Annotated in this window: 22 protein-coding genes and 1 pseudogene; 5 read left to right on the top strand and 18 right to left on the bottom strand. The window is 60.5% G+C overall.

The window, feature by feature from the left end; translation table 11 throughout:
• Positions 1-148: 148 nt before the first annotated feature.
• On the top strand, positions 149-1,555 hold the full coding sequence (locus D8U18_RS14260; protein WP_131107840.1) for an adenosylmethionine--8-amino-7-oxononanoate transaminase: 1,407 nt from the start codon (positions 149-151) through the stop codon (positions 1,553-1,555).
• Positions 1,556-1,688: 133 nt separating this feature from the next.
• Positions 1,689-2,408, top strand: coding sequence for a 16S rRNA (uracil(1498)-N(3))-methyltransferase (locus tag D8U18_RS14265; RefSeq protein ID WP_056853948.1), 720 nt, complete (start codon positions 1,689-1,691; stop codon positions 2,406-2,408).
• Between the two features lies 1 nt (position 2,409).
• Here the strand turns inward: D8U18_RS14265 and D8U18_RS14270 are convergent, their stop codons facing one another.
• From D8U18_RS14270 to D8U18_RS14280, 3 genes are read right to left on the bottom strand one after another with little or no spacing between them, the layout of a single operon-like run.
• Positions 2,410-3,312, bottom strand: coding sequence for a transporter substrate-binding domain-containing protein (locus tag D8U18_RS14270; protein ID WP_131107841.1), 903 nt, complete (start codon positions 3,310-3,312; stop codon positions 2,410-2,412).
• Between the two features lie 26 nt (positions 3,313-3,338).
• Positions 3,339-3,692 (bottom strand): RidA family protein, encoded by a 354-nt coding sequence (locus D8U18_RS14275; RefSeq protein WP_130906029.1) that lies wholly within the window; start codon positions 3,690-3,692, stop codon positions 3,339-3,341.
• A 27-nt stretch (positions 3,693-3,719) separates the two neighbouring features.
• Positions 3,720-4,961 carry a D-amino acid dehydrogenase gene (locus D8U18_RS14280; RefSeq protein WP_130906030.1) on the bottom strand — a complete coding sequence of 414 codons (1,242 nt, stop codon included), beginning with the start codon at positions 4,959-4,961 and terminating at the stop codon, positions 3,720-3,722.
• A 109-nt stretch (positions 4,962-5,070) separates the two neighbouring features.
• On the opposite strand from D8U18_RS14280, the gene D8U18_RS14285 reads away from it, so the two are divergent.
• A complete protein-coding gene (locus D8U18_RS14285) occupies positions 5,071-5,988 on the top strand; it encodes a LysR family transcriptional regulator (protein ID WP_130907678.1) in 918 nt (305 codons plus the stop codon).
• A 25-nt stretch (positions 5,989-6,013) separates the two neighbouring features.
• On the opposite strand, the gene D8U18_RS14290 is transcribed toward D8U18_RS14285, so the two are convergent.
• Entirely contained in the window at positions 6,014-6,631 is a 618-nt protein-coding gene (locus D8U18_RS14290) for a hemolysin III family protein (protein ID WP_056853953.1), read from the bottom strand.
• Between the two features lie 233 nt (positions 6,632-6,864).
• Between D8U18_RS14290 and D8U18_RS14295 the strand changes: the two genes are divergently transcribed.
• On the top strand, positions 6,865-7,779 hold the full coding sequence (locus D8U18_RS14295; protein ID WP_056853954.1) for a LysR substrate-binding domain-containing protein: 915 nt from the start codon (positions 6,865-6,867) through the stop codon (positions 7,777-7,779).
• Between the two features lie 135 nt (positions 7,780-7,914).
• Here the strand turns inward: D8U18_RS14295 and madM are convergent, their stop codons facing one another.
• The 12 genes and pseudogenes from madM to D8U18_RS14355 form a co-directional block, all read right to left on the bottom strand.
• Positions 7,915-8,679, bottom strand: a complete 765-nt coding sequence (madM, locus tag D8U18_RS14300) for a malonate transporter subunit MadM (RefSeq protein ID WP_056853955.1) — start codon at positions 8,677-8,679, stop codon at positions 7,915-7,917.
• A 1-nt stretch (position 8,680) separates the two neighbouring features.
• Entirely contained in the window at positions 8,681-9,097 is a 417-nt protein-coding gene (madL, locus tag D8U18_RS14305; protein WP_130906032.1) for a malonate transporter subunit MadL, read from the bottom strand.
• 64 nt (positions 9,098-9,161) lie between these two features.
• Positions 9,162-10,073, bottom strand: coding sequence for a malonate decarboxylase subunit epsilon (gene mdcH, locus D8U18_RS14310; RefSeq protein WP_130906033.1), 912 nt, complete (start codon positions 10,071-10,073; stop codon positions 9,162-9,164).
• Positions 10,070-10,690 carry a malonate decarboxylase holo-ACP synthase gene (locus tag D8U18_RS14315; RefSeq protein WP_056853958.1) on the bottom strand — a complete coding sequence of 207 codons (621 nt, stop codon included), beginning with the start codon at positions 10,688-10,690 and terminating at the stop codon, positions 10,070-10,072. Before D8U18_RS14315 ends, mdcH begins: the two co-directional genes overlap by 4 nt.
• A complete protein-coding gene (gene mdcE, locus D8U18_RS14320) occupies positions 10,684-11,487 on the bottom strand; it encodes a biotin-independent malonate decarboxylase subunit gamma (protein WP_130906034.1) in 804 nt (267 codons plus the stop codon). Before mdcE ends, D8U18_RS14315 begins: the two co-directional genes overlap by 7 nt.
• Complete coding sequence (locus D8U18_RS14325; protein WP_056853960.1) at positions 11,484-12,335, bottom strand: biotin-independent malonate decarboxylase subunit beta; 852 nt, start codon at positions 12,333-12,335, stop codon at positions 11,484-11,486. The genes mdcE and D8U18_RS14325 overlap by 4 nt, the downstream gene beginning before the upstream one ends.
• On the bottom strand, positions 12,328-12,627 hold the full coding sequence (locus tag D8U18_RS14330; protein ID WP_056853961.1) for a malonate decarboxylase subunit delta: 300 nt from the start codon (positions 12,625-12,627) through the stop codon (positions 12,328-12,330). Before D8U18_RS14330 ends, D8U18_RS14325 begins: the two co-directional genes overlap by 8 nt.
• Entirely contained in the window at positions 12,627-13,502 is an 876-nt protein-coding gene (locus D8U18_RS14335; RefSeq protein WP_130906035.1) for a triphosphoribosyl-dephospho-CoA synthase, read from the bottom strand. The genes D8U18_RS14330 and D8U18_RS14335 overlap by 1 nt, the downstream gene beginning before the upstream one ends.
• Positions 13,502-15,172: a malonate decarboxylase subunit alpha gene (mdcA, locus tag D8U18_RS14340; protein WP_131107842.1), complete on the bottom strand. Its 1,671-nt coding sequence runs from the start codon at positions 15,170-15,172 to the stop codon at positions 13,502-13,504. Before mdcA ends, D8U18_RS14335 begins: the two co-directional genes overlap by 1 nt.
• A 243-nt stretch (positions 15,173-15,415) precedes the next feature.
• A pseudogene (locus D8U18_RS14345) lies at positions 15,416-15,841 on the bottom strand (hypothetical protein).
• Positions 15,804-16,433 carry a nucleotidyltransferase domain-containing protein gene (locus D8U18_RS14350; RefSeq protein WP_130930311.1) on the bottom strand — a complete coding sequence of 210 codons (630 nt, stop codon included), beginning with the start codon at positions 16,431-16,433 and terminating at the stop codon, positions 15,804-15,806. Before D8U18_RS14350 ends, D8U18_RS14345 begins: the two are co-directional and overlap by 38 nt.
• Positions 16,434-16,624: 191 nt before the next feature.
• A complete protein-coding gene (locus D8U18_RS14355; RefSeq protein ID WP_131107843.1) occupies positions 16,625-17,725 on the bottom strand; it encodes an RHS repeat-associated core domain-containing protein in 1,101 nt (366 codons plus the stop codon).
• A gap of 520 nt (positions 17,726-18,245) precedes the next feature.
• Here D8U18_RS14355 and D8U18_RS29040 point away from each other — a divergent pair.
• Positions 18,246-18,614 (top strand): DUF6124 family protein, encoded by a 369-nt coding sequence (locus D8U18_RS29040; protein ID WP_131107860.1) that lies wholly within the window; start codon positions 18,246-18,248, stop codon positions 18,612-18,614.
• 119 nt (positions 18,615-18,733) lie between these two features.
• Here the strand turns inward: D8U18_RS29040 and D8U18_RS14365 are convergent, their stop codons facing one another.
• Both D8U18_RS14365 and D8U18_RS14370 read right to left on the bottom strand, forming a co-directional pair.
• A complete protein-coding gene (locus tag D8U18_RS14365; RefSeq protein ID WP_130907694.1) occupies positions 18,734-19,189 on the bottom strand; it encodes a chemotaxis protein CheW in 456 nt (151 codons plus the stop codon).
• Between the two features lie 4 nt (positions 19,190-19,193).
• Positions 19,194-25,223 carry an Hpt domain-containing protein gene (locus tag D8U18_RS14370; protein ID WP_131107844.1) on the bottom strand — a complete coding sequence of 2,010 codons (6,030 nt, stop codon included), beginning with the start codon at positions 25,221-25,223 and terminating at the stop codon, positions 19,194-19,196.
• Between the last annotated feature and the right edge of the window lie 7 nt (positions 25,224-25,230).

Raw genomic sequence — 25,230 nt, forward strand, 5'->3', positions numbered from 1 at the left:
GTCAGGCTTCAGAAGCCCGCCAGCAACGTCTATCGGCCTGTGCAAAGTAGCTCAATCGACACAATGGGTTGTCCCGGTGGCGTGCATTGCATAGGCTTGCGCGATTGTTTGTTCGCGCCTGCCGCGGACCGCCTCGAGGAGAGAGAAAATGGGCCTGAATGATCAGTGGATGCAACGCGACCTCGCGGTGTTGTGGCATCCCTGCACCCAGATGAAAGATCACGAACAACTGCCGCTGATCCCGATCAAGCGCGGTGAAGGCGTCTGGCTGGAAGATTTCGAAGGCAAGCGCTACCTCGATGCGGTCAGTTCCTGGTGGGTCAACGTGTTCGGCCACGCCAATCCGCGAATCAACCAGCGGATCAAGGATCAGGTGGATCAGCTGGAGCACGTGATCCTCGCCGGTTTCAGTCATCAGCCGGTGATCGAACTGTCCGAACGCCTGGTAAAGATGACGCCGCAAGGCCTGACCCGGTGCTTCTACGCCGATAACGGGTCATCCTGTATCGAAGTCGCGCTGAAAATGAGCTTTCACTACTGGCTCAACCGTGGTCAGTCGAACAAAAAACGCTTTGTCACGCTGACCAACAGCTACCACGGCGAAACCATGGCAGCGATGTCGGTCGGCGACGTGCCGCTGTTCACTGAAACCTACAAGGCCTTGCTGCTGGACACCATCAAGGTGCCGAGCCCGGATTGCTACCTGCGTCCCGACGGCATGAGTTGGGAGGAACATTCGCGCAACATGTTCGCCGCGATGGAGCAGACCCTGGCCGAGAACCATGACAGCGTCGCAGCCGTGATTGTCGAGCCGCTGATCCAGGGTGCCGGCGGCATGCGCATGTACCACCCGGTGTACCTCAAGCTGCTGCGAGAAGCCTGCGACCGTTATGGCGTGCACCTGATCCACGATGAAATCGCCGTGGGCTTCGGCCGCACCGGAACCATGTTCGCCTGCGAACAGGCCGGCATCCGCCCCGATTTCCTCTGCCTGTCCAAAGCCCTGACCGGCGGCTACCTGCCGCTGGCGGCATGCATCACCACCGACGAGGTCTACAGCGCCTTTTACGACGATTACCCGACCCTGCGGGCCTTCCTGCACTCGCACAGTTACACGGGTAATCCACTGGCCTGCGCGGCGGCGTTGGCGACGCTGGATATCTTCGAAGAAGACAACGTCATCGAGAACAACCAGGCCCTGGCCCAGCGCATGGCCTCCTCCACCGCGCATCTGGCCGATCACCCGAACGTCTCGGAAGTGCGCCAGACCGGCATGGTGCTGGCGATCGAGATGGTCAAAGACAAGGCGAGCAAAGAAGCCTATCCGTGGCAGGAACGCCGGGGCTTGAAAGTATTCCAGCATGCGCTGGAGCGCGGGGCTTTGCTGCGGCCGTTGGGCAGCGTGGTGTATTTCCTGCCGCCGTACGTGATTACTCCGGATCAGATCGACTTCCTGGCCGAAGTGGCGAGCGAAGGCATCGACATCGCCACTCGCGACAGCGTCAGTGTGGCGGTGCCGGAGAACTTCCACCCTGGCTTCCGTGATCCGGGCTGATTGGCAACGCTCGTTCCCACGCTCTGCGTGGGAATGCAGCCCGGGACGCTCCGCGTCCCAAAAGCGGACGCAGAGCGTCCGGTGAGGCATTCCCACGCAGAGCGTGGGAACGATCAAATTAAAGAGAATCCGCATGAGACTGTCCCGCTTCTTTATCGACGCCCCCCTGAGCATCGGCGAGCACGAACTGCCCGAGGCCCAGGCCCATTACATCAGCCGTGTGCTGCGCATGGCCGAGGGTGATGCGGTGCAATTGTTCGACGGCTCGGGCCATGAGTTTCGCGGCACGCTGACGGAAGTCGGCAAGAAGCGTGTGGTGGTGAGCATCGATGAGAGCTTCACCGGCCAGGTCGAATCGCCATTGCAGATCCACCTCGGCCAGGGCTTGTCCCGGGGCGAGCGCATGGACTGGGCGATTCAGAAAGCCACGGAATTGGGCGTCAGCGAAATCACGCCGATTTTCAGCGATCGCTGCGAAGTCCGGCTCAAGGACGAGCGCGCCGACAAGCGCTTGCAGCACTGGCGCCAGGTGGCGATCAGCGCTTGCGAGCAATGCGGCCGTTCAAGGGTACCGGTGATTCATCCACCGCTGTTACTGGCCGATTGGTTGAAGCACACGGACGCTGAATTGAAGCTGGTACTGCATCCGGTGGCCGAGCCGCTGGTGAGTCATGCCAAACCTTCAAGCCTGGCATTCCTGATCGGCCCGGAGGGTGGGTTGTCCGATGCCGAAGTCGATCAGGCCAAGGCCGGCGGCTTCCATGCCGCCCGCCTCGGCCCACGGGTGCTGCGTACTGAAACCGCGCCGGTAGTTGCGCTGGCAGTAGCCCAGCAACTGTGGGGTGATTTCTAAGCTATTGCACCGGATCACTCACCGGTTTGGCAATGATCGCCTTGAGTTCGCTGGTCATCGGGAATTCAAGGTTCAACCCCTTCGGCGGGATCGGCTGTTCAAACCAGCGTTTATAGATGCCATTGATCTCGCCTGAACTGTACAGATCCGCCAACACACCGTTGACCAGCGCCAGGAACTGCGGATCGTCCTTACGCACCATGCAGCTGTAGATCTCCCGTGACTGCTCTTCCCCGACGACCACCCACTTGTGTGGGTCATGGGCCTTCGCGCGTTCGCCGTAGAGCAGCGCGTCGTCCATGTAGAAGGCCGCCGCCCGTCCCGATTGCAGCATCTGGAAGGCTTCGCCGTGGTCCTTGGCGCTGATCACAAACATGTCGATCTTGTGATCGACGTTGTAGCTTTTCAAGAAGCGCTCATTGGTAGTGCCGGCGGTCGTCACCACGTTCTTGCCGCGCAGGTCGGCGAAGCTCTTGATTCCGCTGTCCCTGGCCGTCAGCAACTGGCCTTTGACGTAGATGAAGCCGTAGGAGAACGCCACTTGTTTCTGCCGCTCGGCGGTCACGCCGGTGGAACCGCACTCCAGATCAACCGTGCCGTTCTGCACCAATGGAATGCGGGTTTGCGAGGTCACCAGGTTGTACTTCACCTTCAAGTCCGGCAGGGCCAGTTGCTGCTGGATGCGCTCGACGATCTTGCCTGCCAGATCCACCGAGTACCCCATCGGCTTGCCGCTATGATCACCCACATAAGAGAAAGGCACCGAAGCATCGCGATAGCCCAGAGTGATGCTGTTCGCGCTGGCGACCTTGCTCAGGGTGCCGGTCAAAGGCATTTCATTGGCCTGAACCTGACTGCCGAGCAACAGGCCAAGCGTACAAGTGAGCAACGTGATTTTTTGCATTGTTATTCTCCGTTGTGGGTATTGGTTTATCGGACGCGTGCCGCGATGACGGTGATTTCCACCAGCACCTGCGGTCGGGCCAGTTCGGCCTGCACGGTGGTGCGACTCGGCGCTTGACCCGGTGACAGCCAGGCCGACCAGACCTCGTTCATCGCGGCGAAATCTTCGTTGATGTTCTTCAGGTAAATGGTCGCGCTGAGCAGATGGTCCTTGCCGCTCCCCGCCTCGGCCAGCAGCGAGTCGATTTTCGCCAGCACCTCGCGGGTCTGGCTGGCTGCATCCGTGGCATCGCCGGGCACCTGCCCGGAAAGAAACACCAGATCGCCAAAGGTCACGGCGCCGGACAGGCGCGGGTTGCTGTGCAGTCGGGTAATGCTCATAACAGTGTCCTCTTCAGAAGTCAGTATTCAGGCGGCGCGGTGGTTGAAACCCTGCAGGTCGATGGAAGTCCGACGCTCGCCAATCAGTTCACTGAGCAGGCGCCCGCTGCCGCATGCCAGGGTGAAACCCAGCGCGCCGTGGCCAAGGTTGAGCCACAGGTTGCGATACGCGGTCGCACCCAGCAGCGGCACTCCGTTAGGTGTAGCCGGGCGCATGCCGGCCCATTCGACAGCCGCGTCGTAGGCACCGGCATCGGGAAAGGTCTCACGGGCCTGACGCTTGATCAGCGCCAGTCGCTTGGGGTCGAGCGCAGGGTCGAAACCGACGATGTCGACCATCGCCGCCACCCGCAATTGCTCGCCGATACGCGCGTAGACGATCTTGCGGTCGTAGTCAGTGATGCTCACGTCCGGCGCCCGATGACCGACGCCAATTGGCACGGTCAGGCTGTAGCCCTTAAGTGGATACAACGGCAGTTGCAGCCCGGGCAGAGCCAACAATGGGCTGCGGTGGCCGGCGGCGATAACCAGGTGCTCGACCGGCAGCACTTGCTCGCCGAGTTCGATGGCGTTGACGCTGCCGTTGTTGTGGCGAATGCCGGTCACTGTTTGCCCGAGACGGAACTCGCAACGGCCGGAGGCCTGCAACCGGGCAGCCAGTTGCTGGCAGAAACCATGGCAATCGCCGACCTCTTCGTCCGGGGTGTAAATCGCGCCGACGAAGGGGGCATCGGCCAATGCCGGCTCCAGCCGCGTACATTCGGCAGGCGACAACACCTGCTGTTGCAGCGGGTCGGCCAGACCTCGGCACGCATGCTCGAAGCTGCTGTTCTGGCGGAAGGTCACCAGTTTGCCGTTGCGCCGCCACTGAAATCCCGTCAGTCCATCGTCCTCGCGCCAGGACTTCAAAGTGTCCTGGCTGAGCAGCGCCAGGCGCAGCAAGTGTGCGGCGTTCTCACGGTTGACCGAGCGACGGCAGGCGCCGAGGAAAGACGCCATCCAACGCCACTGGGCCGGGTCGAAGCGCGGGCGCAACTTCAGCGGTGAATCGCCGCGCAACATCCAGCCGATGGCCTGCAAAGGCACACCCGCGTCGGCCAGCGGCGCGACATAGCGATAGGAGAGCTGGCCGCCATTGGCGAAGCTGGTTTCACTGCCCAGCGAATCCCGGGCTTCGATCACTGTCACCTCGACGCCGTCGCGCACCAGCGCATAGGCCGTTGCCAGGCCGATCACGCCGCCTCCGATGATGCACACACGCTGAGCCATGTCCGTCCTTAAAGCCGTTGAGAAGACGATGCCAAGGTTAGAGCCAGGTGACAGACGTTGAACAATGCATAAAGATGGCAACCCCATAAACAAAGGTTATGGACTTGCCATGCGCCTGCGCCACATCGAGATTTTCCAGGCAATTCGACAAACCGGCTCGATCAGCGCTGCCGCGCAATTGCTGCACGTTTCGCAGCCGGCGGTGAGCAAAGTGTTGCAGCATGCCGAGCAACAACTGGGCTTCGCGCTGTTCCTGCGCGTACGCGGCAAACTGCAGCCGACGCCGGAAGCATTGGAGTTGGAGCGCGAGGTCGACAAGGTCAGCGAAAGCCTGCAAGGCGTGCGACGTCTGGCCCAGAGCCTGCGCCGCGAGCCTGGTCACAGTCTGCGGATCGGCGCCACGCCGGCGCTGGCCCTTTCATTGTTACCGCCGGCCATTCACGAGTGGACCAGACGCTACCCGGACATTGCCTGCGAACTGTCCAGCGCCCACAGTCGCGAACTGGTGCAGAACCTGTTGATGCGCGAAGTGGATGTCGCCCTGACCCTGCAACGCCCGGATCACCCAGGGCTCAAGGCACAGGCGCTGGCTTCGGGAGTGTTGGTGGCGCTGGCACCGGCAAGTTACTGGCCGGCGACGGAGGCAGGAACGCCGCTGCCGCTGATGGCGCTTGCCGATGCACCCTTGATCGGCCTGTCCAGCGCCGACCCATTGGCTGCCCGGCTCGATAGTTACCTGGAAGCGGTTGATCCACCGCCGCGGATACGCATCGCCGTGCAGACCTATTCACTGGCTCGGGCCATGGTGGAATCAGGTGCCGGTCTGGCGGTGATCGACCCCTTCACCGCCCTCGGCGCCTCACCGGGCACCACGACCCTCCGCCCACTGGCCCCGCCATTGCCGATTACCCTGTATGCCGTGACTCGCGCCAGCGAACCGCCGCCGCACACGCTTGATGAACTGCTGCAGATCTTCAGTCGCCGTGCCCGGGAGCAATTGGACAACCTGATGCCTGGGCAACCCTGAAGTCTGATCAAGCCCCCTTGGCGCGTTACAGGACGTAGAACAAAATCGCCACAAAGTGCAGCAGACTTCCGGCGATCACGAACAGATGCCAGATCCCGTGGGCATGTCGCAATCGGTGATCGAGGGCGAAAAAGATAATCCCGACGGTGTACAACACGCCGCCCGACGCCAGCCAGGCAAACCCTGCGCTACCCAGTGCAGCCAGCAATGGCTTGACCGCCACCAGCACGATCCAGCCCATCACCGCGTAAATCACGATCGACAGGATCCGCGCTTCGGAACGCGGCTTGATCTCTTGCAGGATGCCGATCAGCGCCAACCCCCAGACAATCCCGAACAGCGTCCAGCCCCACGGTCCACGCAGCGTCACCAGACAGAACGGTGTATAGCTGCCGGCGATCAACAGGTAGATCGAGAAGTGATCGACTTTCTGCATGATCGCTTTCTTGCGCCCGCGCACGCTGTGGTACACGGTCGATGCGCTGTAGAGCGACATCAAGGTAAAGCCGTAGATCGCCACGCTGACGATTTTCCATGGGCTGCCGTCCATGCTGGCAATCACCAGCATCCACACCACACCAACCGTTGCCGCCACTGCCCCGACCAAATGCGTCCAGGCGTTCAATCTTTCCCCGTGATACATCGTTTACCCACCTCATCAATCATTGCCGCAACACACAAGGCTCAGGCCTGCAGTCTGAAAGCGCAATATTTCAGAACATAACACCCCCCTGTAGGAGCCGGCTTGCTGGCGATAGGATCTCAAGTTTCACGTTGATCTTCAGGGCCTCATCGCTGGCAAGCCAGCTCCCACAAAGGTCTGCGTGCCCGAACGTAATTAGGCACAATCGAGCGATTCCAAAAAGAGTCCGCCCCATGCTGATCGATGAAGAGTTGACCCTGAAAAAACTCGAGGTGTTCCTGGCCTTCATGCGCACCGGCAACCTCGCCCGGGCCGCCGCCGAGTTGCAGACCAGCAACGTCAGCGTTCACCGCGCGATCCACTCTCTGGAAAGCGCCCTGCGCTGCCCGTTGTTCAAACACGAAGGCCGCAACCTGACACCGCTGGAGAGCGCCTATGTGCTGGAAGAGCGCGCGCAAAAGCTGATTCAGGACGTCGTCGAGAGCGTGCGCCTGACCCGTGAGGCCGCCGGATTTTCCGCCGAGCGCTTCAAGTTGGGTTCGCTGTATTCGTTGACGGTGAAGACCGTGCCGCAACTGATCATGGGCCTTAAGATCCGCCGCAGCGAGCTGAATATCGATCTGATTCTCGGCTCGAATTTCGACCTGTTGTACAAGCTCAAGAACATGGAAGTCGACGCGATCCTGGTATCACTGGACGACAGCATCATCGACCCGGACCTGGAACATATCCCACTGTTCTCTGACGACATCTTCCTGGCCACGCCGGCCGACTCGAAGTTCGCCCAACGGACCGAAGTCGACCTGGCCGAGGTCCGCGACGAAACTTTCATCACACTGACCCAAGGCTTCGCCACCCATCAGGATGGCAAGCGGGTATTCGAGCAGGCGGGGTTCGAGCCAAAGGTGGCGATGCAGGTCAACGACATCTTCACGCTGCTGAGCATGGTCAGCTCAGGCGTGGGTTATGCGTTGCTGCCGGGGAGGATTGCCGCGGTGTACGAGAACCGGGTGAAGCTGATTCCGTTGCAGGAACAATATCGCTTGCAGCAGCACATCGGCGTGGTGTTCCTCAAGGCCAAGGAGCGCGATCCGAATCTGCTGGCGTTGCTGGCGGAGTGTCGGATGTATGCCAATCGCCAGGCTTGAGTGTGGCGAGGGAGCTTGATGATCGTTCCCACGCTCTGCGTGGGAATGCTTCAAGGGACGCTCCGCGTTCCAGCTTTCGAATGGGACGCGGAGCGTCCCGGGCTGCATTCCCACGCAGAGTGCGGGAACGATCAGTTAGCCCACAATCCCGCGAACAATGAAGTACAACAACGAAGGCCCGAGCAGGCAGCCCAGCCCAGTGTGAAAGGTCGCCGTCAACGCCCCATAAGGCACCAACCGCCGATCCGTCGCCGCCAGCCCCGCCGTCACCCCGCTCACAGTGCCGGCCAACCCGCCAAACACCATCGCCGAACGCGGGTTATCCAGGCCCATCCAGCGCGCCGCCACCGGCGTGCCGACCATCACCAGAATCGCCTTGATCAACCCCGTGGCAATCGACAGCGCCATCACATCCGAGGTCGCGCCGATGGCTGCACCGGTCACCGGACCGACGATGTAAGTCACCGCGCCGGCGCCAATGGTGGTCATGCTCACCGCATCGCGATAGCCGAACACCCAGGCCATGCACGCACCGACAATGAACGGCAGCACCGTGCCGAGCAGCAGCGCGATCACCCCGATCAACCCGGCCTTCTTCGCTTCGGTCGCCTGCACTTCGAACGCCGTGGCAACGATGGCGAAATCGCGCAGCATGGCGCCGCCCATCAAGCCGATGCCGGAGAACAGCGTCAGGTCCGCCAGGCCTTTTTGCCCGCCGGTCATGGTGCCACCGACCCAGGCCAGCACCAGGCCGATGACGATGGCAATCGCCGAGCCATGAATGCGCCCGAAAGTCAGGCGTTTGGAGAGAATCACCGATACCCACATGATCACGCCGACGAAGGCGAAGGCAGTGACCAGACCGTTGTGTTCCAGACCTTTCTCGATGAGATCCCACATGTCAGCGACCTCCTGCCGGTGCGCCGACCGAGGTTACATCCGCCGGTTCATCGGGCAACGGTTCGCCTTTGTGGGTCCGGCTGATCAAGGCAATGGTGCAACCGCAGACCAGCACCGAACCGATCGCCGCCAGCACCGCCACCGGGCCGCCATGCAATGCCGTGACCACGTTCTGTTGCGCGGCCATCGCCACCACCACCGGAATGTACATCGCGCCCCAGAAGCCGACGCCCATCTCGCAGTCCTTGGTCATGCCGCCACGTTTTTGCATCCACAACCGCGCGCAGATCAGCAGGATCATCGCGATCCCGACCCCGCCGACGTTGGATTTGACGCCCAGCAATACGCCGAGCATGTCACCCATGATCACTCCTGCCAGCGTACAGATCGCGAGCAGCGCCACACCGTAAATAATCATTGTTGTTGTCCTCAAAGTGCATCGTCGGATGTTGTTTTTGTTGTTCGAAGCCTGACTCGCGGATCTAAGGGTGGCGGCTTCCCTCCTCTCGCATCAGCGCCTGCAAGGTATCGAGCCGTGCACCGTCGAATGCAATCACGGTGCCTTGCTCGAATACCCGGCGCGCCAGCCCGGTCAACACCGCACCGGGCGGCAGTTCGATCTGTAGACGCACGCCACGCTCGTAGGCGCTTTGCACAGTGCCGCGCCAATCCACCACGCGGCACATGTTGAAAGCGAGGTCGTCGCGCAGCGCATCAACCTTGAACACCGGCCGCGCGCGACTGCCGCTCAGGTAACCGATCTTCGGGGTTTGCAGTTGCACCTTGGCGAAGGCTTCGGCGAGGGTTTTTGCAGGCATGTCCAACAGCGGGCAATGCGAAGGCACGCTCACCGCCAGACGCTTGGCCAGCCCTGCCCCGCGACTTCTTGCCAGCTCAGCCACTGCCTTCATCGCAGCGTCACTGCCGGCGATTACCACCTGGTTATCGGCGTTGATGTTGGCCAGGTAAACCGGCGTGTCGACGTTGTGCACCTGCGCCAGCAAACCTTCCACGGTGGCCAGGTCCAGACCGATGATCGCGGTCATGCCATAGCCCTGTGGATACGCCCGTTGCATCAGCTCACCGCGCAGGCTGACCAGATGCAACGCATCGCTGAACGCCAGGGCTCCGGCCACCACCGCTGCCGGATAGGCACCGATGGAAAGCCCCGCGACATGATCCGGGTCCATCGCCAACTGCCGTGAAGCTGCCACACCGGCGATCAGCAGGCAAAGCTGCACGGCCCTTGTCGACTGCAATGCTTGCGCAGAATCCAGCAGCAAAACATCTTCACCAAGAATGTCGCTCGCCTCGCTCAAGGTTTGCCGAGGCAACCGCTGGAGCATGCCCGGCTGTTGCGCGCCTTGTCCCGGGAACACCAGCAAGCTGCTCATGCTGCTTGCTCCTGCGGGTTCCATGGGTCAATCACCAAGCAGGCTTCGCGGGTGTTTTTCAGTAGCACACGATTCGAAGTGCCGGCCCATTCGCGCAAGGCAACACCACCCGACGGCGTCTGCAATTGCATGTCCACGACACATGGCGCCGTATCGAGCAACGCCAGCAACTCCCGAGCCTGCTCACGCGCCAGAGGTTGTGGCGTACGCAAAATCAGATCCAGATCACTGCCCTGATGCAGCGCTGCAAAGCCGCTGGCCAATTCGAAGCCGGCACTGCCGCTGACGCCCCAGACCCAGCCGCACGCATCAAGCGCAGGGCGCAATTGCGCCAAGGCTTCAAGTGCCGGCAAGTCACGGGCGATATCGACACGGCAGAGTTCCTCGGGCGCTACGCGACGGGTAATAGAAGCCATCGCCATCGACGTCGCATAACGCTGCTCACGCAAACGCCCGCGCACGCCGACCGCAATCCGCTGCGCTGCCGACAGCGCGCGGCGCACCACCACCGGTTGCCCCGAGTTGAGCGACTCGACTGCCCACGCAGGCGCATTCGCAGGCAACTGCGCCGGGGTCATGCCCCAGAGCAGGTCGTGGGCCAGGGGCGCGTTCACCACTGCTCACTCAGCAATTGGCGGACCTTGCTCGAAGCGGCACGATTGGTCGCGCCGAGACGACCGCTGAGGTCGGCGCCCTTGTGCGCAACATCGTCAATCGCTTGCGTCAGGCATTCAGTCACCCGCGCCAGATCCGCCGCCGTCGGCTGTTCGATCTGTTCCACCGCCAAGGTTTCCCACAGCAGGCCAAGGCTGGCATAGCTGTCGATGTCATAGGCCATCGGCGGCACGCTGGCGGCCAGGGCTTCCAGCTCTTCGACACTGCGCATGGTCACCCGCGCCGCCGACGCCTTGCCCATGGCATGCACCATCACCCCCGGATCACGCAGGGCGATCAGTCGATTGGCCTGATACCCGTGGGCCAGGAACGCCCCGGACATCGCCTTGCCCACCAGCAAACCGATCACGGCATGACCGGCGAGGCGTGCACGAGCATAACTGTCCGCTGCAGCTGCCAGCGCCTGATGAATGCCCAGCGCTTCTTCGCGTCGACCATAAGCCTGGCTCGGCACATCGACGATGGCGATCAAGGCACGTTTCTGCGCTTTGTCCTGATCCGCCGTAATCACTTCATCCACAGCCTTGGCCAGGCCCCAGCCTTCGAGCAATCCGACCTCGCCATGACGGGCGCGGACAAAACGGTTTGCCGGGTCGGCCACCACGGCGATAAATCGCACCGGTTGCCCGGCGAAAAAACCATCGGCGACTTTCAGCGAGGCCGGCAATCCGTCGACGGGTTTCGCATCGGCGCTCAAGGCCTCGAACCAGTTCAAGCCTCTGAGGGAATACGCACTCATGAACGCTCTCCTTGATACAGGTCGCGAACCACGCAGGGCTCGATTTGCGGCTCGGCATTCAGACGCGCCAGGCGTTGCAGGTACAGATCGGCTTGTTGACTGCGTTGCCGTGTCGGCAGGCCCAATTTGAACAAATCACCGATTTGCTGGCGGATCTGCGCCGCATCGTCAGCGACATAACGATCCACCAGGCCGCTGGCGAAGCGTTGCTCGCCACCGGTCAGGCTCCAGATGAACGGACGGTCCCGCGAATCGTATTCCTCCAGCCCGGCTTCTTGCTCGATCACCTGTGGACCGTTCAAGCCAAGTCGTGCTTCCTGCGTCACCAGCAAATAGCTGCACAACCCGGCAGCGATCGACATGCCGCCAAAGCAACCCACGCTGCCCGCCACCACGCCCACGACCGGTTGGTATTGGCGAAGATCGACTATCGCCGCATGAATATCGGCAATCGCCGCCAGGCCGAGGTTGGCTTCCTGCAACCGCACGCCACCGGTTTCCAGCAGCAGCACGGCACGGGTCGGGATGCCTTTGCGGTTATCTTCGGCGGCCAGTTCCAGTGCGCCGGCAATCTTTGCCCCGCCGACTTCGCCAAGGCTGCCACCCTGGAAAGCGCCTTCGATGGCGGCGATCACCACCGGCAAGCCATCGAGGCTGCCTTTGGCGATGACTACGCCGTCATCGGCTTGCGGCACCACGCCCTGACGCGCCAGCCAGGGCGACATGACGCGCTGGAACGGGTCGAGCAATTCACGGAAAGTACCGGCATCGAGCAAGGCTTTCGCCCGTTGCCGGGCACCCAGTTCGACGAAGCTGTGCTTGTTGAGCAACGAGGCGCTGTCAGTCATGGCCGATCTCCTCGAAGCCTTGTTCCAGACGCAGGCGTACCACACCGGGGGTTGCGCCGAAATCGTGGATATCAATGTCCATGGCGGCTGGCATCTGGCCCTCGAACATCCGTGCAAACAGATGCTGCCAGCGTTGTTCACTGCCGTTGACCGAGGTCTGCACGGTGATGGTCAACTTGCCGGACTGACCCGGTTCGATCAGTACTTCGAGATCGCCGGAACCGACACAGCCCACCAGCGTGCGACCGCGTGGCGGCTGTCCGGCGGGGAATTCGAAAGATAAGGTTTCCATCAAAAAACTCCCTTTTGCAGGCTGTCGCCCGACTCGATACCGTCGATCAACAGGCAGGCTGCGAGCAGGTCGGCAGCACCGCCGGGCGAGGCATTCAACGCGATAAGTTGTTGGTCCAGCTGGTGCAGCCGGCGCCGTCCGGCGAGGCTGGCACTGCCACCGGCATCGAGTACCGCCTGGGCGCCGATTTGCATGGTGCGCAGGCCCTGTTCGCCGGCGCGGTACAGCACGCAGGTGTCGGCCAGATCGGTCATGATCGCCAGCAGCGCATCGAGCCGAGCGTTCGGTTCGCCATGCCCGTTGGCGCGGCTGCGCTTGAGTTGCGGCAGCGCCCGTTGGATAACTGCCGGAAATCCCAGTTGGGCTTCTTCCCGGGCACCGCGCGCACCGTAGCGTTGCGCGACTTGCGCGCCGTGGCTGAGGGGACGTGGCGCGAAGCGGTCATCGAGCAAGGCCAGCCTTGCCGCGCGCAACGCGATGGAACCGGCGGCGGTGGATTCAGGCTCCAGCGCGGCAGCGGCGACCAACAAGCCCAGCGCCCAGATCGCCCCGCGATGAGTGTTCACACCGTTGGTGGTGGTGAGCATCGATTGCTCGCCTTGGCGACCGATCAGACCGATCGCTTCGCGCAGCGGCAAACCGATCTCGCCGATCTCGACAGCGGCTTCAGCCATTTCCTTGAACGCCGGCCACAAGGCCAGCGCCGAAGCGTGCATCAGCCCCAGGTGCAAATCGGTGTGGGCGCCATTGCCACGACGGTCGACCAATGCCGGTTTCGGCGACAGGTCCGCTTCGTCGATCAGCGCGTCCACGGCCAGGTCCGCCAGCCGCTCGGCCAGGCTCAGGGTTTTCGCTTGCAGGTTGAGTGCGTGCATTACCAGCTCCTGAACTTGGCGGGTGGGTTGTAAAGGCCGCCGGACCACTCGACCAGATAGGCCACGCTCTTGGCGGCGAGCAGTTCGCGGGTGGCGTCGGTGCGGCGGATGCCGAGGTCTTCGGGCAAGGCGATCAAGCCTTCGCGGCGCATGCGTGCGGTGTCTTTCGGGTTGTGGCGCAGGCCGATGGCAGTGACGCCAGCGACCGCAGCAATCATGGCCTGACGTTCTTCGAGCGAGCGCGCCTTGTACAAATAGGCGATGCCTTCTTCGGTCAACAGGTGGGTTACGTCGTCGCCGTAGATCATGATCGGCGCCAGTGGCATGCCGCTTTTCTTCGCCACTTCAATGGCGTCGAGGGTTTCAACGAAGGTTGGTTTTCCGCCCTCCTGGAAGGTCTCGACCATTTGCACCACCAGTTTCTTGCCACGTTCGAGCAACGGCTCGGCGGCATCGGCGTGGCGCATGTCCAGCCAGGCTGGCGTACCGTGGCGGCGACCCCGCGGGTCGTGACCCATGTTCGGTGCGCCGCCGAAACCGGCCAGCCGTCCACGGGTCACGGTGGAAGAATGGCCATCGCCATCGACCTGCAGCGTGGCACCGATGAACAGGTCCACGGCGTACTGCCCGGCCAATTGGCTGAACATCCGGTTGGAACGCAGCGAGCCGTCACGTCCGGTGAAGAACACATCGGGCCGGGCGGCGATGTAGTTTTCCATGCCCAGCTCGGTGCCGAAGCAATGCACACTTTCAACCCAGCCGCTTTCAATCGCCGGGATCAGCGTCGGGTGCGGATTGAGCGTCCAGTTGCGGCAGATCTTGCCTTTGAGGCCGAGGGATTCGCCGTAGGTCGGCAGGATCAGCTCGATAGCGGCCGTGTTGAACCCGATACCGTGATTGAGCGACTGCACGTTGTGTTTTTCGTAGATGCCACGGATCGCCATCATCGCCATCAACACGTGCACAGGCTTGATGTGCCGGGGGTCGCGGGTGAACAGCGGCTCGATGTAAAACGGCTTGTCGGCCACCACCACGAAATCGACCCACGACGCAGGAATGTCCACACGCGGCAAGTCGCTGACGTCGTCCACCAACTGGTTGACCTGGACGATGACGATGCCATCGCTGAAGGCCGCCGGTTCGATCAGCGCCGGAGTGTCTTCGGTACTTGGGCCGGTATAGATGTTGCCGGCACGGTCGGCCATGAAGCCGGCCGAGAGCACGACGTTGGGAATCAGGTCCACCACCAGTCGCGCATAGAGTTCGATGTAAGTATGGATCGCGCCGATTTCCAGCAGGCCGTCTTCGAGCAACTGGCTGATGCGCAGGCTCTGGGTGCCGGCGAAAGAGAAATCGAGCTTGCGGGCGATACCACGTTCGAACAGGTCCAGGTGCTCGGAACGACCGACACTGGGCATGATCATGTGCAGATCGTGGAGCTTGCCCGGATCGACCTTGGCCAGGGAGCGCGAAAGAAAATCCGCCTGCTTCTGGTTGTTGCCCTCCAGCACCACGCGATCGCCCGGCAAGATCAATGCCTCGAGCGCCGCGACGATCTTGTCGGTGGGCAGCACCACCCCATCAGCCAGGGATTTAACCAACTCCAGACGCCGCTGCTTTTCGCTGCGTCGCCGCGTCCATCGCGAGTCGGGGGATATTGTTGTAGTCATGACCACTCCACGGGTTCGCTGTCGTGGGGGTCACATTAGGAGCGTTGGGTGGGGGCATCAATCAAGCAGAGTGGTGGATTGTTACGATCAAGTTAATGGTTGCCTTCACTGACCCATCGCGGGCAAGCCCGCTCCCACAAGGTTCGCGCCGTACACAAAATTGGTGACCGACACGGTCACTGTGGGAGCGGGCTTGCCCGCGATGGCGTCAGTAAAGTCTCCAAAGTCTTGCGCCATGGAACATCACAGCTCAGTCATCTGCTCCTGCACTCGAATCAAAAGCTGGGAAGTACTTTCCAGCAACTGCGCCAGCAATGCCTCATCTTCATCCATATAGCCTTCGTACTCCGCCAGATTTCGCCGCTCATGACACAAGGCGAAAAGTCGGACCTGAAGCTTGTTCGCATCGGCGGTATGAACCAGACACTGGAAAACCAGGTAGCGCTTGTCGGAGCGATAGCCACTCAACCGCAGGGCAGTCAGCGCAATGGCGTGAGCAGCGTTGTAAGCCAAATCGAATCGACTTGCGAAGGAAAGAGAAAGGGTTTCTGCGTCTTTCAGTCAAGCGATGGCCGAACGCATCAAGCCTTCGCATTCCGTGCGTTCCGGCGGCTCGACCTTCAACCCACCGCTACGTACCAGATTCTCCAGACTCTCGTTGCTGCCCATCCTTGGACTCCACAGGGCTCTCACCCATCAGATTGATCTTGTCCTGTTGCGCTACCCGCACGACGAAGCTGTTTTCAGCCTTTATTTTTGCGGCCCAGTCTTCGGGGGTGTAGAGCGTCGGGTTAAAGGTGCGGCCCAGTTGCTCTTCCAGGGGCAAGAGCCGTTCCATCACTTCACTGTAGTGCAGCCCTTTACCAATCAGCATCAGATCAATGTCACTGGATGCGTTGGCCTGATCCTTGGCGATCGACCCATAGACAAACGCCCAATCGAGCTGATCGGCGAAGGCCTGCAATGCGTCGCGCAAAGGCTGTGCGATACCGAAGGTTTTGCGGGTGATACCCATAAGCTCTGTATAGATCGGGCAATCGGGATTGGCTTGATAGTGAGTCTGGTTGCCCTGTCGGGACATCGTCAGCACCCCCGCCCGTTGCAAACGATCCAGTTCGCGCATGAGGCTGCCTTTGCCCACTTGAGCCCAGCGCACGATCTCGTTGGCGTAAAAGCTTCGGTCGGGTTTGCCGAACAACAGGCCCAGCACTTTTTGCTGAGTGGTCGTGAACAAGGCTTCGCTGAGGGAGAGGTTTTGCACAGTGGACAACCAAAGAGTCCTAAAAAGGGAACGATAGGTCCCTTTTTAGGGACTTTTCATTCTTTTCCAACCCATTGGGTTCTGTATTTGAATATTTGTTCGTAGACACAGTGAGTGAATGCCCAGCCTAATGTCACGACCTAGAGCAATGCCGGAACTCGCTAAGTGGTGAATTGTTACCGTTACCGAAACTAATTCACGTCTTCTCGTATCTTCTTTAGTTTCTGTGCAAATCGATAAGTTGCCGCCGTAGACACCTCCGTCGCGCCACGTATATTTCCACTCGATACAAGCTCAGCTTGGACTTCGGCTACGCTAAATTTTGCATGAGCGCGACTCAACCTAGGGGTAATTGAATTACCATTACCAAAGCTAGCAACTCTTTCCAATTGATCTAATACACCACTGTATTTGTCACGATGTTCGAAAAAATTATTAATTTTCGGATTTAAATATTTCCCCGAAAGAATATTCGAGAAGGAAGATCTGCGAATAGGCTCTATCCTAGAAAATTTCTTGATAAGATCCATGTTCAATGGATCTTTATCCAGCGCGCTATATAAATTCACTGATCGCTCATTCGAAAAACGTGCCGGAGCTCTCCATTTTGCAAGTTGAGCGTTCGAATTCGATAGTGGATTATTCAGATTATTTGAGTGTTTTAGATATGAAAATTTATGCCCAGCCGAAAAGGCACTCATATCAGCCAATTTTGCATCTCTTAAAACGTCTACAAAGTCTATGGTTGACATCAAAAACCAACGCATATGGCCTGTTGGGTCAGAGCCATTCACAGGATCCCCCGAACAATAGGCGTAGGGATTAATCCCCCCCTTACCAAACGGACTCAAACTGTCCGGACTATTAAATCGCATCATAATCGGATTGAACGCCCGATATCCGTTACCCAACAAATAGTGTCTGGTGATCGCATCGGGCCGCTCACCATTAAAACCCAACAAGCTGGTTAAACTATTATCCGCGTGACGATGGCCATAAGGTGAATAAGCAATTGCAGCCGAATTCCCACCAACTATGTGCATCACTGAACGCTGCTGATCAGTGGCCAACAAAGCCGTTTCCAGTGTGTCGCCCAAACTTCTCCGCTGTGCCAATAACAGATCATCCTGCTGCAAGATTGAACAGCGAGCTAGGCCATGAATCTCCGTGACCAATCGTCTTTTGCAATAAAAGCGCTGAAGAGTGTCCTGTGTGGCCGAATTCAAGCCAATTAGACAATCCAGCGGATCATAATGATAAGTGCAGAGTACTTCCTTGTTTTGGGAAGGCATTGGCAGGGCTCCTGCTGCTCCTTGCTGATGGCATTGAGTTTCGGCCCTTAAGCTGAAGGTGTCTACTAGTAGAACTGATAGGTAAGCGTTGGCCCGAGGCCTCGACCAAGATTCGGGATGAGCCTGCTCATCACAAGCGGCCTGAACCGATGTTTTTTGTTTAATCATTTGTCTGCAGGAACGGCGTGAGGCTACGCAGTTTGACGTTGTGACCTACAACACCCCCTGAACCCGCTGACTGGTGCGCTTTTGTGCTGATCTTTATCGTTTGGGTGTCGCTGACAACTCAGTGACCGGGCCTGGAAACCCGAGGTGTAGATGACGCAAAAGCGCCTTTCATAACGTATGCTTGCGCACCTTGAATGTGTGCATTCCGTTATGGCGGCTGTGCGTGGGAGACCTTCGGGTCTGCCGGGTTGTTTCCTTCATTTACCCCCGGATTTCCAGCCTGCGTACAGCTGCCACCCTTCGCCTGGAAATCGAATGGTGCAGCTGAAACTCATCAAATGAAGGGTTAAGTATTTTCAAAGTAACTCCCAATCCCCCAGAAACCGATCCCGATTCCCAAGCTTCCTTCGAAGACGAAAAACTCAAGGAAGCCGCCGACCGCGCCCTCTCTCATTACTTCCCGTCCCCTCACGAAAAACCGGCCAAGCGTCGAAAATTCCAGCTCTTCACCGTCTCTCCCGATGTCGGCACCGAAGCGCTTCTGGCCAATACCTCCGAAGACCTGCTGTCCATCAGCGCCATTGCAGCCGATCTGGCGGACGTTGTGGAAGGCTCCTGCCGCTCGGTAGCCCTGGCGCTCAGCCGGATGGCTGATGGCGTGCATTTGTTGGTGGAGCAGGCGCTGGATCATCATGAGGCGTTGGCTCAGGCCAGGGTTTAGCAGTCAGGTTTTCGGTGGATTAAAGTTCGCGTTCAAGCCCGCTCCCACATTGGACCGAGGTGAACACAGGTTTTGTGAGGAGCTCGGACTAATGTGGGACTTGCTCGCGAAGGGGCCCTTCAGACGAGCCCGGCACTCACCAACAACTCCTCCAGCGCCAACAAATCCGGGACCTTGGCCACTTGATCAGCCACCTGCACCGCCGCTTTCTCCAGCGAACACAACGGCACATCCACATAGCTCAGCTGACTGTCGAGCTTGTACGAACGCGGAATCCCCTGCACCAGCATGGCAATGAATTTCAGCTCGGGCCGGCCTCCCAGGGCATTGAGAATGACGATTCGCGCCCGCTCGCCAATGACGATTTTCTGTCCGCAGGCCGACTCGAAGCTCAGCAGCGGAATCTGCCGATTGCGCCACGTTACCCGCCCCAGGTACCAAGGTGGCGTATCCAGGTCGAACGCCGCAGGCTGGTAATCGATCAGCTCGGCCACCGCAACGTTGGGCAAGATCAGGTGACGGTCGGCCAGCGGTAGCAACAGGCCGGTGAGGTTGCTGGTGCGCTGGCTGATCAGCCGCTCAAGCATGGGTTTTGCTCCACAGGGCAATGCTTTCAAGCAATACCGATTCCTGGTACGGCTTGCCAAGATAGTCGTTGACGCCGATGGCCATCGCCCGGTCGCGGTGTTTCTGGCCGGTGCGTGAGGTGATCATGATGATCGGCAGGTGCTGCAAGCGCTCATCGTTGCGGACCTGGGTCGCCACTTCGAAGCCGTCCATGCGCGGCATTTCGATGTCCAGCAGCATCAGGTCGGGCATGTGCTCTTCGAGCAACAGCATGGCGTCGACCCCGTCCTTGGCGGTTAGCACGTTCATGCCGTGACGTTCGAGCAAGCGGCTGGTGACCTTGCGTACCGTGACGGAATCGTCGACCACCATCACCAGCAATGGCCGCTGCGGCTCGGCTTCGCCTTCGTGGCTCGCCGGGCGCTGCGGCACATGGGCCTGCATCGCACGGATCGGCGCCAGCAAGTCCAGAATCAGCACGACCCGGCCATCCCCCAGAATCGTCGCGCCGGAAACGCCCTGCACTGCGGCGAACTGCGGACCAAGGCTTTTCACCACGATCTCGCGGGTGCCGGCCATGGCGTCGACCAGCACGGCAATGCGGCGCTCGTTGCATTGCACCAGCAGCACCGGCAACGGCAGGCTCTGGCCCAATAGTTTTGGCCGGGCACTGGTTTTCAGCAGCTCGCCCAGATAGCACAGCTCGTAGCGTTGCCCGGCATATTCGTAGGTGGGCGGATCGAGGCGGAAATGCCCTTCAAGCTCGTTGGGCAATACGCGGACAATGCCGTCGATGGTGTTCAGCGGGATCGCATACTGATCATCAAGACATTGCACCATCAGCGCCCGATTGACCGACACGGTAAACGGCAGCCGAATGCGGAAATGCACGCCCTGTCCCGGCACGGAATCGATGCTCATGGTGCCGCCCAGTTGCCGCACTTCTTCGTGCACCACGTCCATGCCGACACCCCGTCCGGAGATCTGGGTGATTTTCTCGGCCGTGGAAAACCCCGGTTGCAGGATGAATTGCAGAACGTCACGGTCGCTGATGTCGCTGTCCTGATCGAGCAAGCCGCGCTTGATCGCCTTGCGCCGCACAGCGTCCAAAGGCACGCCGGCACCGTCGTCGCGGATATCGAAAATGATGTCGCCGCCCTCGCGCAACAAGTCGAGGGTGATTCGCCCTTGCGCCGGTTTCCCCGCCGCGATCCGCACTTCGGCAGGCTCAAGGCCATGGTCCACGGCATTGCGCAGCATGTGCTCGAGGGGCGCCGCCATGCGTTCGAGCACGTTGCGATCCATCTCGCCTTCGGCGTTGCCGACGATGAACTCGACGTCCTTGCCCAGCTCGCCGGCCACCTGACGGACAATGCGCTTCAAGCGTGGCAGCATCCGTTCGAACGGCACCATGCGCGTGCGCATCAGGCCTTCCTGCAACTCGGTGTTGATGCGCCCCTGCTGTTGCAGCAGGTTCTCCGCATCCTGATTGCGCCGGTCGAGGGTTTCCTTGAGGTCGAGCAAGTCAGAGGCGGATTCGAACAGTGCCCGCGACAGTTGCTGCAACTGCGAGTGACGGTCCATCTCCAGCGGATCGAACTCTTCGTAACCCAGGCGCTCGGCGTCGACTTGCTGGCGGCTGAGAATCCGGCCCTGGGTTTCGGTGTCGAGGCGGCGCAACTGGTCACGCATCCGCTCGATGGTGGTTTCCATTTCGTTCAGCGCCACTTGGGCGTCGCTGACCTGCTGTTCGATGCGGCCGCGGAAGATCGAGGTTTCGCCAGCCAGGTTGACCAGGTCATCGAGCAGCTCCGCCGAGACCTTGACCATGTCTGCACCGGCATCCGCTTGCAGCAACGGCGTCTCGGGTTTTGCCGCCGCGGGCAGCGCGGTCGTTGGCGCAGCTTCAGGTTCCGCCGGGTGGCTGAAGTTTTTGATCGCATCGATCAATCGGTCTGCCGGTGGCAGCGGTTCGCCGGCGCGAGTGGCGTCGAGCATTTGTGCCAGCCGGTCATGACTGCGTTGCAGCAGTTCGAACAACGCCCCCGTAGATTTCAGTTCACCGCTCGACAAGCCTTCGTAGAGAAATTCCAGCTCATGGGCCAGGTCGCCAATCGGACCGATTTCGACCATGCGCGCCCCGCCCTTGAGGGTGTGCAGGTCGCGCAGCAGGGTTTCCACTTCCTGACGGCTCGAAGGCTCAGCCTGCCAGCGCAACAGCGCCGCGCCGGAGCTTTCGATGATGTCGAAACCTTCTTCGAGGAAGATGTCCAGCAGTTCGCCATCGTGATGCGCCGAGTCATTGCTGGCTGCCGGTTCGACCATGTCGGCGTTACCGGCATGGCCCAGGCGGAACGCGCGTATCGCCTCGATCAGCTCACTCGGATCGCCCAACAGTTGATGCTGCTGCAATTGCTTCAGCAACTGTGCCATGCGCTCATGACTGTGTTGCAGCAACTGCGCCAGGACGTCGCTGTAGCTGTAGCGACGGTCCACCAACCCCTCGTAAAGGCTTTCCAGCTCATGGGCCAGATCACCGACCGGCTCGACCTCGGCCATCCGTGCGCCGCCCTTGAGCGTATGCAAATCGCGTTGCAGCGACGACAGCGGCGCAGCACTTTGCGGATCGTTCAACCAGCGCTGCAAGGCCTGGTTGGCGCTGTCGAGGATGTCCACCGCTTCTTCGAGGAAGATTGAAACGATCTCGTCTTCCAGATCGTTAACGCGGTCCCCTGTGGGAGCTGGCTTGCCAGCGATGATCTCGCAGGCGACTTGGTTATCCAGTGAATGCGCGTCATCGTTGACGTCCATCGCTGGCAAGCCAGCTCCCACAGGGTGGAGTGTGTTTTCAAGTTCAGCGGTGACATCACCCAACTCGCGAATGCTCAGGGTGCGGCTGCCGTCACTGCGGATCAGGCCCATGGCCGATGGGTCGAGGCTCTGATCGAGCAAGCCATGCAAGGCACGAATCCGTTCCGGACGCGGGCTGACTTCCTGGCCAGCGGCCAATTCGTCGAGCATGTTGATCAACGCTTCATGAGCACTTTGCGCCTCGTGGAAAAACGCCTCGCTGACGGCCAGGCTGCTTTCTTCCACGGCACCGTAGAGGTCGAGCAAGGCTTCGCAAAGTTCATCCACCGGATGCAAATCGGCCAGGTGCGCGCCCTCGCCGAGGGTGGTCAGCTCGTCCAGCAGCGCACTGAGTTCCTGGCGCTCGCCGGGGTGCTGCTGCCAGCGCTGCAGCAGGCTTTCGGCATCCAGCAGGATGTCCATGCCCTGGGTCAGGAAGTTGTTGATCAACTGCGGATCGCGCTTGACCCGCAACCCGCTGCTCGGCGCGTTCAAGAGGTTTTGCAAACGCTCGCCGAGCATGGCCTGGGCCCGCTCGATCAACGCTTTGGCACGGGGGATTTCGGCCAACGGCTCGCGCCTGAGCTGGCGCAAGCCAAGCCGGAACAAGCCTTCGGCTTCAAGCAGCAATTCGACTTCATCCAGCTCCAGTGCCACCTGATGCGCCTTGTACTCGCGCAACAGTTGGTCCAGCGGCGCGGCCAGTTCGGCAATCGGCAACACACCCGCCATCGACGCACTGCCCTTGAGCGTATGCAAGGCTCGCTGCAACTCGTCACTGGCCTGCAGCGGCAGATGCTCGGCCGCCTGTTCGAGAAAGCGATTGAGGCTGCTCAAATGGCTTTCGGCCTCCTTGCGAAAGATCTCCAGCAACAGCGGATCAAGGGCCGAAACGTCTTGAGTGTCTTCCTCACAGGCCGGTTCCTCGCCCTTGGCCAAGGCATGGGCGCGGGCAGCCAACTGGTCGACATCGTTGCGCTGACGCTGAGCATTGGCGGTGTATTCGGCCACCAGTTCAGGCAACAGGTTGAGCACATCACCGAGCAGTTGCTGCACCGTGGCGCCTGGTTCCACGCTGTTTTCCAGTACGCGGTTGAGCAGGTTTTCCACGGCCCAGGCCAGCTCACCCAGCACCAATGCGCGAACCATGCGGCCGCTGCCCTTGAGGGTATGGAAGGCGCGGCGCAATTCAATCAAGGCCGAATGGTTATCGGGATTGACCGACCAGCGCGGCAGGTATTCGCGCAGGACTTGCAGGACTTCATCGGTTTCTTCGAGGAAAACCTCGCGCAACTCATCGTCCACCGGCTCTTCGCCGGGCGGAGGCGGCAGCAGGCTGCCGGGGGTAGTGACAGCGGGCGGATTCAGGGCGGACACCGGACTGGCCAGCACATCGGCGAGGGTCTGGACGATGGCTGGCCCATCAAGCTCCTGGCGTTGCTGCATGACCTGCGCTTCGCTGGGGCTCAGCACATCATCAAGCACCGGCACATGCTGTTCGCTGGACTTTTCATTAGGGAAGAAGCCGAGCGACGCCAGGCTTTTTTCGGCGACGTCGAGCAGTTGTTCGCCGGGTGCTTCAGGGTCATCGCTCAAGCGTTCCAGATAATATTCGAGACTGGTGATGACGTCGGCCAGGCTGTCGAGCTCCTGCCAGCCGGGCTGCCCCGGATCCAGCAGCAGGTGTTCGCGGATGAAATGGTTGCAGGTTTCGATCAGGCTCGCCGCGCGGTTCAACGGAATCATCGCCAACGCACCGCGCACTTGGGTCAGCAACGCTGGCAGTGCCTGCAAATGCTGGCGGTCCCAGTCGGCGTCGATGTAGTCGACGATCATGTCCTTGGCCTGTTGCAGGCAGATACGCGTTTCCTTGATCACGATCTGGTGGATCTGTGTCAGGTCGGTGGTCGGCAGGCGGCTGTCTTCCTGGCTTTCGGGCTCCACCGTGCCGACCATGCCGGCCAGCGTGGCTTCGACATAAAGCAACGCCCCGGCAACGTCCATGAGGATCGCATCGTCGGGCGCGCGCTGGCCCTGGACGAGGCTCAGCACCACCGCCAGTTGATCAATGATGACCTTGCGTGGCTGACCAAAGCCCAATACCGCCAGGGTGTCAGCGATTTGCCGCAGGGGTGCCAGCAGGCTGTCCAGATCGGAAGTGTGTTGCCGGTCGCTACGCACGAACAGGTCAAGGCGCTCCTTGACCCGTACCAGCTCTTCGCACAAGGCGGCCAATACCGAACGCATGGCGTCGCGGTCAGGACCGGCCAGCCGTGCGCGTTCTTCGTCGACCATTGCGCTGTCGGGCAGCGCGTCGTCCAGTCCGTAGCGATCTTTCATGGTCAGCATCTGCCCGGTGGGATGTTCGGCCTTGGCAATGTAGAACAGCAAACTCTTGAGCAACTCCGGTGGCGGAGGCTGATTGACGCCGTGCATGCCCTGCTCCAGCAGACGCTTGAGCTCTTTGTCGGCATCCTTGAACAGGCTGCGCAACGCCGGACTGTTGGCGATGGCGCCAGCGCGCATGCCTTCGACCAATGCCGAAGCGACCTGCCACAACGGGGCCAGAGGCGCGTTGGCACACAAGCTTTCGAGACGGGCAAAGACTTTCGCCAGAAAACCGAGATGGGTGTCGTCATCCTGCTCGCGCAACAGACCGACCAGTGCCATCTGCAACATCTGCCGCAGCTTGCGCAGCACGTTCGGCAGTTCGGCCGGTTCCAGCAGCGCCAGGGATTGTTCACTCAACGGCGGCAGGTGCGGCAGTTGCGGGCTGAACAGGCTGGTTTCCGACAACAGGCTTTCGCCACGGGCACTGCGCAAATCGTTGATCAACGGCAGTACGACCAAGGGTAGATCACGGCGGGCACCTTGCACGCGGTCAAGGTAGATCGGCAGTTGCCCCAAGGCCTGCAGCATCAGGTGCAATGCTTCGTCACGGTGACTGACGCGCCCCTCTTGCAACGCGATGACCAGTTGCTCCATTTCTTCGGCGAGCAGTGCCGCGCCGTAGAATTCGACCATCTGCAGGCTGCCGTGAACCTGATGGATATACGCCAGGCATTCGCTCAGGGCGTGCGTCGCCTGCGGATCGTCAAGCCGGGTTTCGATCGCGTGATGAGCCTGCTTCAGCGTTTCGGCAATTTCGCCTTTGACCCATTCGAGGGCCACATAGTCGTGCCGATCACCCATAACCACT

The sequence above is a fragment of the Pseudomonas sp. Sample_10 genome (genome assembly GCF_004321495.1).
In the GTDB taxonomy this organism is placed as follows: Bacteria; Pseudomonadota; Gammaproteobacteria; order Pseudomonadales; family Pseudomonadaceae; genus Aquipseudomonas.

Bases quoted from the DNA above. Each gene is read 5' to 3' on its own strand.
- D8U18_RS14280 (WP_130906030.1), bottom strand. From the start codon at position 4,961: ATGGCTCAGCGTGTGTGCATCATCGGAGGCGGCGTGATCGGCCTGGCA.
- madL (WP_130906032.1), bottom strand. From the start codon at position 9,097: ATGATTATTTACGGTGTGGCGCTGCTCGCGATCTGTACGCTGGCAGGA.
- D8U18_RS14370 (WP_131107844.1), bottom strand. From the start codon at position 25,223: ATGGGTGATCGGCACGACTATGTGGCCCTCGAATGGGTCAAAGGCGAA.
- D8U18_RS14325 (WP_056853960.1), bottom strand. From the start codon at position 12,335: ATGACTGACAGCGCCTCGTTGCTCAACAAGCACAGCTTCGTCGAACTG.
- mdcH (WP_130906033.1), bottom strand. From the start codon at position 10,073: ATGAGCAGCTTGCTGGTGTTCCCGGGACAAGGCGCGCAACAGCCGGGC.
- D8U18_RS14265 (WP_056853948.1), top strand. From the start codon at position 1,689: ATGAGACTGTCCCGCTTCTTTATCGACGCCCCCCTGAGCATCGGCGAG.
- D8U18_RS14285 (WP_130907678.1), top strand. From the start codon at position 5,071: ATGCGCCTGCGCCACATCGAGATTTTCCAGGCAATTCGACAAACCGGC.
- mdcA (WP_131107842.1), bottom strand. From the start codon at position 15,172: ATGACTACAACAATATCCCCCGACTCGCGATGGACGCGGCGACGCAGC.
- D8U18_RS14290 (WP_056853953.1), bottom strand. From the start codon at position 6,631: ATGTATCACGGGGAAAGATTGAACGCCTGGACGCATTTGGTCGGGGCA.
- madM (WP_056853955.1), bottom strand. From the start codon at position 8,679: ATGTGGGATCTCATCGAGAAAGGTCTGGAACACAACGGTCTGGTCACT.
- D8U18_RS14335 (WP_130906035.1), bottom strand. From the start codon at position 13,502: ATGCACGCACTCAACCTGCAAGCGAAAACCCTGAGCCTGGCCGAGCGG.
- mdcE (WP_130906034.1), bottom strand. From the start codon at position 11,487: ATGAGTGCGTATTCCCTCAGAGGCTTGAACTGGTTCGAGGCCTTGAGC.
- D8U18_RS14330 (WP_056853961.1), bottom strand. From the start codon at position 12,627: ATGGAAACCTTATCTTTCGAATTCCCCGCCGGACAGCCGCCACGCGGT.
- D8U18_RS14270 (WP_131107841.1), bottom strand. From the start codon at position 3,312: ATGCAAAAAATCACGTTGCTCACTTGTACGCTTGGCCTGTTGCTCGGC.
- D8U18_RS14355 (WP_131107843.1), bottom strand. From the start codon at position 17,725: ATGCCTTCCCAAAACAAGGAAGTACTCTGCACTTATCATTATGATCCG.
- D8U18_RS14295 (WP_056853954.1), top strand. From the start codon at position 6,865: ATGCTGATCGATGAAGAGTTGACCCTGAAAAAACTCGAGGTGTTCCTG.
- D8U18_RS14260 (WP_131107840.1), top strand. From the start codon at position 149: ATGGGCCTGAATGATCAGTGGATGCAACGCGACCTCGCGGTGTTGTGG.
- D8U18_RS14275 (WP_130906029.1), bottom strand. From the start codon at position 3,692: ATGAGCATTACCCGACTGCACAGCAACCCGCGCCTGTCCGGCGCCGTG.